This is a genomic window from Verrucosispora sp. SN26_14.1, assembly GCF_004307965.1.
Lineage (GTDB): Bacteria > Actinomycetota > Actinomycetes > Mycobacteriales > Micromonosporaceae > Micromonospora.
Map to the genome: position 1 here is coordinate 1 of NZ_SISL01000177.1, position 11,432 is coordinate 11,432.

Below are 11,432 nucleotides of genomic sequence, written 5' to 3' on the forward strand. Positions count from 1 at the left end.
CCGCCGGTGCGACCCGGACGCGTCGGCGGCGTCGGGTCGGCGGCCTGCCGCGCGAGCACGGCTGTTCGATCTGCGGACATCACAACCTCGTTCGGCCTGGACTGCTCCGGCAGTCGTCCACGGTGGTGGGGCGAGACGTCATCGGCCGGCCCGGGCCATCGCGGCCGCCGCGTCCGACATGGCCCGCTTCGGGTCCTTCCCGTCCACCAGCACCTTGATCAGTTCGAGGGAGAGCGCGTCGGCCTCGCTCGGGAAGGTCGGCCGCGCGTACGGCACCCGCTCCGGCTGGACGGCCTGGAGGTTGGCGACGATCTCCTGCGACATGTCGCCCGGGTAGAAGGAGAGGAAGTCCTTGTTGGACCAGACCGACTCGCGGGCCGACGGGCTGCCCGACTCGGCGCTGACCGCGGTGGCGGTCTCCTTGCTCATCGCCCAGGCGTAGAAGAGCGCCGCCTGCTCCTTCTTGCGCGACGCCTTCGGGATGCCGGCCATCCAGTACCAGTAGTTCGGGGCGGCCGGGGCGGCGGCGCTGCCGGGCCAGCGGGACACCGCGATCTGGTCGGTGTGCTGGCTGCTGCTCTTGTCCAGCACGACCGACAGCAGCCCGCTGGCGTCGGTGTAGAGACCCGCCCGGCCCTCGTTGACCGAGCCGGTGGCCTCCAGCCAGCTCATGTTGGACGCGCCCTTCGGGCCGTACCGGCTGAGCAGCTGCTGCACGTACAGTTCGGTCGCCGCGACCGCCTCGGGGCTGTCCACCGCCGGGGTGTTGCCGGCGTAGAACTCGCCGCCCTGGGTGAGGAAGTAGTTCGTCCAGGTCCAGACGATGTCGAGACCGCGTCGACCGCGCCCGGCGAACGGTCGCTCCATGGTCGCGGAGAGCTTCTGACTGGCGTCGACCAGGCTCTCCTGAGTGGGGAAGCCGGTGATCCCGGCCTGCGACGCCAGGTCCTTGCGATAGATCACCACGCCCGCCTCGGCGGAGAGCGGCAACGCCATCAGCTCACCGTTGAGGCTGCTGGCCCGGCGGGCCGGCTCGAAGAAGTCGTTCGGGTCGAACCAGCCGGTGTTGACCAGGTCGCCGCCGCCGAAGTACGCGTCCAGCGGTTCCAGCCAGCCCGCGTTCATGTACTGCCCGGCCTGCAGGTTGCCGACCATCAGGGCGTCGTAGGTGGTGGCGCCGGAGGAGAGTGCCACCAGGGCCTGCTGGTAGTAGCTGTCCTCGGAGAGCGTGTTGGCCTTGAGCGTCATACCGGTCAGCGCCTCGAACTCGGCGAACCGCTTGCTGACCGCGGAGGTCCACCAGTGCTCGCAGAGCAGGAGGTTGAGCGTCTCGCCCTTGAAGCGGTCCCAGGTCATGCCGGAGCCGTCGAACGTGTCGGCCGCCGCCGCGACGTTCGCGGTGCCGGTGTCGCCCTCGCGGCCGGCGCAGGCGCTGAGCGCCACGGCGCCGCCGATCCCGAGCACGCCGGTCAGCAGGCCGCGCCTGGACAGCCGGAAGGGAGCCTCGTTGCGCATGATGTCTCCTCAGGGCAGCGTGCGACGACGGCGGTGGCGAACCACCGTCGGCACGGGTGGGGGTGGGGTGTGGTGTTGGGGGAAGGACGAGGTTGGGGCGGCCGTCCTACCGTTTGATCCAGGAGGAGATCCGTACGCGGTCGCCGCGTACCCAGACGTCGGAGTACTCGACGGAGTCTCCGTTGGCCTGGTAGGAGATCTGCTCGAGGTAGAGGACGGGCACCCCGGGACGCAGCGCCATCGCGGTGCTGACGTCGTCGTCGGGAAGTATCGCGGAGAAGGTACGCCGGACCGAGTCGACGGTCACGCCGTAGTCGTGTTCGAGCACTCCGAACAGCGACCGTTCCTGGAGGACCTGCGGTGACAGGTCCGGGCACAGGGCGGTGGGCAGGTAGTTGTCGAGCAGGTAGACCACCTCGCCGCCGACCGATCGGGTCCGGCGGATGGCCAACACGCTGAGGTCGTCGGCACGCAGGCCGAGGTGGGCGGCGATGTGCGAGGGGGCCTGCACGACACGGGCGGAGAGCACCTGCGTGTGGTACTCGACGCCCTCCCGGTCCAGACTCTGCGCGGTGGAGATCAGCTCCTGGGCGAACTCCTGCTCCAGCATCTGGCCCCGGACGAAGGTGCCCTTGCCCCGGGTCTGCTTGAGCAGGCCGGCCTCGATCAGCGTACGGATGGCCCGGCGGACCGTGCCCCGCGAGACGTTCAACGCGGCGGCCAGCTCGGGCTCGGCGGGGAGCTTCAGGTGTTCCGGCCACTCCCCCGACTCGATGCGCTGCCGCATCAGTTGCGAGATCTGCTCGTGCAGCGCCTCGGCCTCGGCGGGCGAGACCTGTCGGGTGAGTGCCCTGATCGCGGCGGGGTTCAGTTCCTGCGTCGTCGCCACGCCTGCTCCTCGTCGCTTGTTCAGTGATGTCCGCATTAGTCTGTGGACATCACTGAACATAGGGCCGGTCGATCACGCCGTCAAGCCCCTGACCTGAGGAAACTTGGCGCGGGTCAACTCACCCCACAACCGGGCAGCGAGGCACGACGACGGACGGGGTGCCGGCCAATGGCCGACACCCCGTCACGGTCGATCACGTCAACTCGCGGAGCAACTCGCGGTCGGCGTGGTGTTGTTGCCGTTCTTGTAGAGCGTGACGCCGAAGTTGTTGCCGTTGCCGTTCGGCCGGGCGGTGAGGGTGCCGCTGGAGCCGCTGATCGACGCGTTCCAGCTGTTTTGCACGCTCTGGCCGCCGTTGGTCCGGATGGAGACGGTCCAGTTGTTGCTGCCGCTGACCGAGAAGTTCACGTTGAACCGGTCGCTCCAGTCCTCGGCCCGACTCACGCTGACCGAGCAGCCGCCGCTGCCGGGCGGCGGGGTGGTGGGGTTGGTGGTGCCCCCACTGTTCACCGTGATGTTGGAGCTACCGCTGCTCTGGTACCCCTCGGTGGCCATGATCTGGTAGTAGTGGTTGCCCAGGTTCATGCCCCGCGCGGCCCACGCGTCGAAGTGGTTGCCGGTGGTGATGGTGCCGCCCACCCGCTTCGACGTCCGGACGCTCCAGTACTGGTAGAAGGTCTGCGTACCGTCGATCGACGGCTGGTTGACCCGCTGGGTGCGGTAGATGTCGTACGTACCGCCGTCGGTGTTGATCGTGCCCATGGAGTTGGCGCCCGGCGGACGCCAGCTGCCCCAACTGTCCACGATGTAGTACTCGACCAGCGGGCTACGGGTCCAGCCGTACAGGGTCAGGTACGAGTTGCCGTTCGGGCTGAAGGTGCCCGAGTAGGTGACGTTGCGCCGCGTACCCGGGTTCCAGCCCTTGCCGGCGACGAAGTTGTTGACGTTGCTCCACTGGGTGCTGTACTGACCGCCGTTCCCCATCGTCATGGAGACGTTGCCGCTGTCCTTCCAGAAGGAGAAGAAGTAACCGTTGTGGTTCCCCTCCTGGTTGGACGTCACGGTCTGGGCGTGGGCGGGACCCGTCGCGATCGCCACGGTGCCGGTCGTGACCAGCGCCACGGCGCAGGCCGCGCCGATGAGCGACCGGAGGCGACCGCTTCTGCGGCGTCTCGGTGGGACGAGGCCGTCGGGCATGCTTCCTCCTCGGGACGGCTGGCCGGAGGCCAGCGGTGCGTACGCGCCGACCGCCTCTCGGCGGCCCGGGCGACCGCCGTCGACGGTCGGCGCGTATCGCGTTCGGTGGTGGTGGGGTACCGGTCGTGCCGCAGGGTGACCGGCGGAACTGGTGGCGACCTCGACGACGATTGAGCCGCGTCGATGGGCAACAGTATTGGCCGACTTCCCTGGACACGTCAACAACTTCCGGAAACACTCCCGACATCAGCGACCGACCGGAACAACCGAGCACCGCGATGTTGATCCTGTTCAGCGGCGCCGCGAGCGCGTTACCTCGGACGATAGCCACCGCAACTATCGGTGTCGCCGCGGACACGCCGGGCCCCTACCGTCGTAACTTCCAGGAGGTTTCCGGACGACGGCCGGCACCGGCGGGCGCTCACCGACCCTGACCGCCTCCGAGCGCCAGCGCGGTCAGCGCGGCGTTGACGATGCTCCCCGGCATCAGGTCGTGCAGTTCGTAGAGGTCGGCCACCGTGCCGGACTCGCCGAACCGGTCGACCCCCAACGGCACCGCCGGCACCCCGAGCGCCGAACCGATCCAGGACATCGCGTGCGACGCCGCGTCGTGGACGGTGACCACCGGCGCCCGGGTGCCGAACGCGCAGTGCAACGCACCCGGCAACTCCGGCAGGGTGGCGGTCCGCACCGACCGGCGCAACGACCGCTGCCAACTCCGGTACAGCCGGTCCAGGCTCGTCACGTCGACCACGTGTGCGGCGATCCCCTCCTCGGCGAGTTCCGCGGCGGCCGCGAGCACCTCGGGCAGCACCGCCCCGGAACCGACCAGGTGCACCAGCGGTGCCGGCGCGAGCCCGTCGCCGCGCAGGTGCGGATACTCCAGGTACGCGTCGACCAGGCGGTACGCGCCGTCGAGCACCTGCCGACGCAGCGCCACGTCGCCGATGCGCTGCCGGGCGGCCTCGTACGGCTGCTGGTCGATCGGTCGGGTGGTAAGCCGGAAGTAGTAGCTGCCCTCCCCGTCGCCGGACGCGTCGGTCCCGCCGTCACCGGTCGGCTGCGCCGCCGCGCCGACGCGGTGCAGCGCGTCGCAGAGCAGCCAGTCGAGCGCGCCCGCGTAGGCGGGCTCGACGAAGGTGACGTTCGGCAGTTCCAGGCCGACCGAGGGGGTGATGGTGGACTGGTGCGCCCCGCCCTCGGCGGCGAGCGAGACCCCGGACGGGGTGCCGGCCACCACGAACCGCGATCCGGAGTAGGCGCCGTAGACGAAGGCGTCCAGTCCACGCAGGACGAACGGGTCGTAGACCGTGCCCACCGGCAGCAGGCGCTGGCCGGACAAGTGCTCGGCGAGACCGAGTTGGCCCAGCAGCAGGAAGAGGTTCATCTCGGAGATGCCGAGTTCGACGTGCTGCCCGGTGGGCCCCTCGCTCCAGCGCAGGATGCCGTCCTCGGTCCAGCTCCGCCGCGCGGTCGGGGCGAACACGCCGGTGCGGTTGATGAACCCGGCCAGGTTGGTCGAGGTGGCCACGTCCGGCGCGGTGGTGACCAGGTACGGGGCCACGGTGTCGATCCGGGCGAGGTCGGTCAGGATGCGACCGAACGCCTCCTGGGTGGCGATCGGCCGGCGGGTGCCGACTCCGGTCTGCGCCGGCAGGGCGATCGGCGGTGCGGGGGCGGCGGCGGGTCGGCGCAACAGCTCGGCGCGTCCGGCGGCCAGGGCCCCGGCAGCGGTTCCCGGGTCGAGGCGGTCCCACTCGGTCTGGGCGGTGAGGCCGAGCTGTGCCCGCAACTCGTCGATCTGCGCGCCGGTCAGCAGGCTGGAGTGGTTGCGCGGATCACCGGCGGTGGGCAGACCCCAGCCCTTGACCGTGTACGCGAACACCACGCTGGGCCGGTCGGTGACCGCGTCGCACTGCGCGTACGCGGACAGCAGCGCCTCGACGTCGTGGCCGCCGAGGTCGCGCACCAACGTCGCGAGGTCCTCGTCGGCCACGTCGGCGAGGACGTCACCGAGTTCGGCCGGTGCCCCCTCGGTCAGCCGGTCGCGCAGGGTCCGGCCGGTGAGGCCGAACATCGACTGGTACTGCTCGTTGGGCATCCGGTCCAGCCAGGCGCGCAGGTGGTGACCGCCGGGGCGGGCGAACGCCGCCTGGAGCCGCCGGCCGTACTTCACCTCCAGCACGTGCCAGCCCGCCGCCTCGAACTGGCCACGCCACTGGTCGATCCGGACCCCGGGGACCACCCGGTCCAGGGACTGCCGGTTGAAGTCGACGAGCCACATCACGTCGCCGAGCCCCTGGGTGGCCGGGTCCGCCACGGCCTCCCAGATATTGCCCTCGTCGAGTTCGGCGTCGCCCAGGATGGCCACGAAGCGGGACCGGGGGCGGGGCCCGAAGTGCGCGTCGACGTACCGGCGGGTGGCGGCGGCGAACAACGGTGCGGCGGCGCCGAGCCCGACCGAGCCGGTGGAGAAGTCGACCCGGTCCGGGTCCTTGGTCCGGGACGGGTACGACTGGAGGCCGCCCCGGCTACGCAGCCGGGTGAGGTACGCGCGGTCCAGGTCGCCGAGCAGATACTGGATCGCGTGGAAGACCGGCGCGGCGTGCGGCTTGACCGCCACCCGGTCGTCCGGCCCGAGGTGGGCGAACCAGAGCGCGGTCATCGCCGAGACCAGCGAGGCGCTGGACGCCTGGTGGCCGCCGACCTTCACCCCGTCGAGGTTGGGTCGTTCCCGGTTCGCGGCGTCGACCATCCGGACGGCGAGCCACAGCACCCGGCGCTGAATCTCGTCGAGGTCGGCGTACCCGGGCTCGGCCGGCTCACGGGGTGCGACGGCGGTCGGGGTGGACGGAGGCATGGCAACTCCCAGCGTGGCCGGTGGTCGGTGGTGAGGGGACGGACCGGGCGGCGGTCAGCGGATCAGCGGCCAGCGGGCGAAGCGGTCCGGGCCGATGGCGCGTTCGTGTCGGCGGGCCTGGTCGGCGACGGCGGCGAGTACCTCGTCGGTGTCGATCCGGGTGAACCGTCCACGGTCGTAGAGGATCTCGCCGTCGACCAGGACGGTGTCGACGGTGCGGGCCCCGGCATAGAAGACCAGCCAGTCGACGGGGTCGTCGAAGGCCGGCAGGGACTGGGGCCGGTCGGTGGCGTGGACCACCAGGTCCGCGCGTTTGCCCACCTCGATCGAGCCGACCTCGTCGGACATGCCGAGTGCGCGGGCACCGTGCAGGGTGGACATCTCCAGCACCTGCTCGGCGGTGAGCGTGGGCAGTTCGTCGCGCAGTTCCCGGAAGACCGTCGCCGCGAGGTATGCCTGACGGAACAGGTCACGCGGGCCGGACAGGCCGTCCGAGCCGAGCGCGACCGTGACGCCGTCGGCGACCATCTCCGGGAACCGCCCGTCGCGCAGCGCCCCCTTGGCCCGCCGCAGCGACGCCGACGGGCAGTGCACGACCCGGGTGCCGGTCTCCCGGACCAGGTCCCGCTCGGCGTCGTCGGTCTGGATCATGTGCACGAGGGTGGTGCGCGCGCCGAGCAGACCGAGGTCGCGCAGCCGGGTCACGGGCCGGACGCCGCACCCGGCGAGGCTGGCGTCCACCTCGGCCCGGTCCCACGACTGGTGCATGATCAGCGGTACGTCGTACTCCTCGGCCAGACCGGCGGCGGCGGTCAACAGCGCGTCGCTGTCCAGGCCCATGCCGACCAGGGTCACCGCGGCGCGGACCCGCGCGTCGGGCCGCCACGGGTACCGGTCGAGCTGGTCCCGGAGCCGGGCCAGGCAGGTGTCGGTGTCGGTCGCCACCTCGACCAGCACACCGTCCTGCGGCACGTCGCAGAGGATGTGGCCGGGGATGCCGCGCATCCCCACCGCCGCGATCCCCCGCGCGGTGGCGTCCAGGTGCACCGAGCCGCCGGTGTCGGCGAACAGCGTGGTGCCGCTGGACACCATGTCCATCGCGCTCAGGGTGGCGGCCAACTCCTCGTCGTACGGGGTCTTGCCGAGGTAGGCCACCTCCTCCACGGTCTCCCAGCTCTCGGCGCCCTTGGGCGCGAGGCCCCGGACCGTCTCGGTGCCGGTGTGCACGTGCGCGTCGACCAGGCCCGGGTGGACCACGGCGCCGGCCAGGTCCCGTTCCGGCCCGGTGGTCGCCGGACGGAGCCGGTCGGGGCCGACCCAGCGGATCCGGCCGGCGTGCACGACGATCGTGCCGTCGGTGAGGATGCGGCGGCGCGGGTCGAGGGTGACCACGCGCCCGTGGCGCAGCACGAGGTCGGCCGGCACGGGCGTGTCGGTGCCGTCCGGCTGCGGCCCGGTCGTCGACGGGTCAGCCACGGCCCGCTCTCCCCAGGTGCAGGATGGTGCTGCGCACGGTGGAGAACTCCAGCAGCGCGTACGGCGCACCGACCCGGCCGATGCCGCTGCCGCGTCCGGGGTGGCCGCCGAACGGCAGGTGCGTCTCCCAGACGTTGGAGTGGTCGTTGACCACGACGCTGCCGCACGGCAGTGACTGCGCCACCCGGAACGCCCGGTCCAGGTCGGCGGTGAAGACCGCGCCGTTGAGCCCGTACCCGCCGGCGGCGACCAGATCGGCGAGCGCCTCCTCGTCGCGGAACGGGGTGAGCGGGACGACCGGGCCGAAGGTCTCCTCGGTGAACACCAGTGACGCCGGGTCCACCCGGTCGAGCACGCTCAACGGCCAGTACCGGTCGGTGGGGGCGTCGGTCAGCGGCTCGCCGCCGACCACCAGCCGGGCTCCCCGGTCGGTGGCGTCGGCGAGGTGCTCGCGCATGGTGGCACCGGTCTGCGCCAGGTGCAGTGGGCCGAAGGCCGCGTCGGTGTCCTCCGGTGCGCCGACCCGACGCTCGGCGGCCACCGCCGCGACGGCGTCGAGTACCTGCCGGTAGCGGCCCTGTTGGACCAGGACCCGCTCGGTGGCCGCGCAGCTCTGCCCGGAACAGAACGTGGCGGCGGTGACGACGGCCTCGGCCACCTGGTACGGGTCGGCGTCGTCGAAGACCACGGTGGGGCCGTTGCCGCCGAGTTCGAGCAGCAGCCGACGCATCCCACCGGTCGCGGCGATACGGTGCCCGACCGTGCTGCTGCCGGTGAACCCGACGGCCGCCAGGCCCTGGTGGGCGGCGAGTGCCGCACCGGTCTGCGGTCCGCCCTCGACCAGGGTGACCGCGCCGTCGGGCCAGCCCGCCTCGACGATCGCGGCGAGCACGTGGGCGCTGCTGCGCAGGGTGCTCTCGGCCCCCTTCCAGACCACCGTGTTGCCCATCGCCAGCGCGGGCCCGAGGTACTCCAGCGGGATGTTGACCGGGAAGTTCCAGGGAGTGATCACGCCGATCACCCCGAGCGGGATCCGGTCGACGAAGACGCGTTTGGCCGGGTCGGACATGGTCGGCGTGCCGTCGTCGAGGCGGCGGGCGTACTCGGCGGTGCTCTCCAGCGCGTGGATGGCGGTGTCCACCTCCGCCTCCGCCTCGGCCCGGACCTTGCCGTGCTCCACCAGGAGATCGGCGACGACCCGGTCCCGGCGGGCCCTCAGCGCACGGGCGGTCGCGATCAGCAGGTCACACCGCTGCCAGCGGGACAGCGCGGCCATCCGGGGCAGTGCCGCCGAGGCGGTGCGTACGGCGGCGTCGACGCCGGCCGGGCCGACCTCCGACCATTCGCCGAGGTGTTCCCCGGTCGCCGGGCTGGACAGCGGGTTGACGGTCATCGTGGCCTCCTGCCGTCGGCGGCGCGGCGCAGCACCCGCCCCGCCGGTCGTGGTGTGGTGGGAAGGAGTTCGCCGTACCCGGCGATCCCGTTGACGAGGACCTGCCGCACGCCGTCGGGCCGTACGGTCGGGTCGTCGCCGCCGTCGTGCAGCGCGGCGAGGTCCACCACGACCAGGTCGGCCCAGTGCCCGGGGACGACCCGGCCCCGCCCGACCAGCCCGAACCGGTCGGCGACGGCGGCGCTCTGTCGGCGGACCGCGTCGGCCAGTCGCTCGGGTCGGTCGGCGGCGGCGCGCAGCGTCCGCACGAAGGTGGCGAAGTTGCGCGGATGCGCGCCCGGCGTGGGGTCGATGACCCATCCGTCGGAGCCGACCATCGCGGCGGGGTGGGTGAGGACCCGGTCGACGTCGTCGGCGGTCATCGCGTCGACCAGCATGGTGGCCCCGGCCGCGTCGTCGGCCAGGATGTCGAGCAGCAGTTCGCCGGGGGTGACGGCGAGCGCGGCGGCGGCCTGCGGCAGCGGGCGTCCGATCACCGGCCGCCACCGGGGCGAGGCGTGCGAGACGACGACCTCGTCGAGGCCGACGTAGCCGCCTCCGGCGGCGAGTTCGGTCAGCAACCGCGCCCGGCCGGCGGGGTCGCGGACCAGCCGACGGATCGCCTCGGCGCCGCCGGTGTCGGCCCAGTCGGGCAGCGCGGCGGTCAGCGTCGTCGCGCCGACCGTGTACGGGTACATGTCGACGGTGACGTCGACGCCTGCGGCGCGGGCCCGGTCGATGTGCGCCAGGGTGGTGCGGGTGGATCCCCAGTTCGCCCGTCCCATCGCCTTGAGGTGCGAGATCTGGGTGGCCACGCCGCTGCGCGCGGCCAGGTCGAGGATCTCGTCGACGGCGGCGACGCAGCCGGACCGTTCGTCGCGCAGGTGCACCGCGAGCACCGCGCCGGTCGTGGCGGCCAGCGTCGCCACGTCGGTGAGTTCGGTCCGGTCCGCCGCACGGCCGTCGGGGTACGCCAGCCCGAGGCTGACCCCGACCGCGCCCTGGGCCAGTGCCCGGGTGATCGCGTGGCGGACACGTGCCCGGTGCGCCCCGGTGTCCCCGTCGGCCCGGGCGGTGGCCGCCCGTACCGAGCCGTGGCCGATCATCGGCGCGACGTTGACCCGGACTCCGGCGGCGGTGAGCGCGGTGCGGTAGGCGGCCAGGTCCGGCCAGCCGTGCGGCAGGAGCGGGTTGAGGAACCCGCCGCTGGCCGGTGGGGCGTCCGGGTGGCGCACCGGGAAGGGCGAGAAGCCGCAGTTGCCGGTGACGACGGTGGTGACTCCCTGACGCAGCAGCCCGGCGGCGTGCGGCGCGGTCGGCAGGGTGAAGTCGGCGTGCGAGTGCGCGTCGACGGCACCGGGCAGCACGTGCAGGCCACGGCAGTCGACCTCGACGGCGTCGCGGACCCGGCCGGTGGGGCCGAGCCCGTCGATCCGGCCGGCACTGATCCGGACGTCGGTGACCGTGGGCGGACCGCCGGTCCCGTCGACGACGGTGCCGCCGCGCAGCAGCAGGTCCGGGCCGCCGGTCATCGGCCACCGCCGGAGGCGGCCACGGTGACGGTCTCCAGCACCGTGTCACCGTCGACGAAATGCAGGTGGCGGGTGAGGTTGGCGGCGACGCAGGCGTGGTTGGGCACGAAGCGCAGGCGGTCGCCGACGTGGAACCGCCCGGACGGGTCGTCGACGACACCGTGTTCCTCGGAGAGCCAGGACAGCACCGCGCCCCGGTCCGGGTCCTCGCCGTAGCCGTCGAGCACGCTGACGCCGTGCGCGCCGCGATCGAGGCCGAAGACCTTGGAGCCGGCGTCGACCACGGCGCGTCCCGGGCCGGTGCTGACCACGGTGCAGAGGACGGAGAGCGCGCACTGGTCGAGGGTGGCCACGCCGAGGGCGACCTGGGTGCGGTCGAGCAGCGCGTAGTTGCCGGGTCGGGTCTCGGTGACGCCACGGCGGTCTGCGGCGGTGAGGAACGTCGGGGTCGAGCCGACGCTGACCACCTCGCAGGTGGTGCCCGCGGCGCGGAGCGCGGCGGCGGCCCGCCGGACGGCGTCGGCCTCGGAC

At 72.6% G+C, this 11,432-nt stretch carries 7 protein-coding genes and 1 pseudogene; all 8 read right to left on the reverse strand.

The annotated features are described in order from the left end of the window. Window positions 1-138: 138 nt before the first annotated feature. A complete protein-coding gene (locus tag EYA84_RS16910) occupies window positions 139-1,515 on the reverse strand; it encodes an ABC transporter substrate-binding protein (protein WP_131054034.1) in 1,377 nt (458 codons plus the stop codon). Between the two features lie 106 nt (window positions 1,516-1,621). Next, on the reverse strand, window positions 1,622-2,404 hold the full coding sequence (locus EYA84_RS16915) for a GntR family transcriptional regulator (protein WP_161594984.1): 783 nt from the start codon (window positions 2,402-2,404) through the stop codon (window positions 1,622-1,624). Between the two features lie 198 nt (window positions 2,405-2,602). Then, window positions 2,603-3,601 (reverse strand): glycoside hydrolase family 11 protein, encoded by a 999-nt coding sequence (locus tag EYA84_RS16920; protein ID WP_131054036.1) that lies wholly within the window; start codon window positions 3,599-3,601, stop codon window positions 2,603-2,605. Between the two features lie 421 nt (window positions 3,602-4,022). Beyond that, on the reverse strand, window positions 4,023-6,356 hold the full coding sequence (locus tag EYA84_RS16925) for a transketolase C-terminal domain-containing protein (RefSeq protein ID WP_236145810.1): 2,334 nt from the start codon (window positions 6,354-6,356) through the stop codon (window positions 4,023-4,025). A 159-nt stretch (window positions 6,357-6,515) separates the two neighbouring features. Beyond that, complete coding sequence (locus tag EYA84_RS16930) at window positions 6,516-7,937, reverse strand: amidohydrolase family protein (RefSeq protein ID WP_161594985.1); 1,422 nt, start codon at window positions 7,935-7,937, stop codon at window positions 6,516-6,518. Then, complete coding sequence (locus tag EYA84_RS16935) at window positions 7,930-9,330, reverse strand: aldehyde dehydrogenase (RefSeq protein ID WP_131054039.1); 1,401 nt, start codon at window positions 9,328-9,330, stop codon at window positions 7,930-7,932. The genes EYA84_RS16930 and EYA84_RS16935 overlap by 8 nt, the downstream gene beginning before the upstream one ends. Then, window positions 9,327-10,901 carry an amidohydrolase family protein gene (locus tag EYA84_RS16940; protein ID WP_131054040.1) on the reverse strand — a complete coding sequence of 525 codons (1,575 nt, stop codon included), beginning with the start codon at window positions 10,899-10,901 and terminating at the stop codon, window positions 9,327-9,329. The genes EYA84_RS16935 and EYA84_RS16940 overlap by 4 nt, the downstream gene beginning before the upstream one ends. Further along, window positions 10,898-11,432 (reverse strand): annotated as a pseudogene (locus EYA84_RS16945) (D-TA family PLP-dependent enzyme); the annotation flags it as partial. The pseudogene EYA84_RS16945 and the gene EYA84_RS16940, both read right to left, overlap by 4 nt.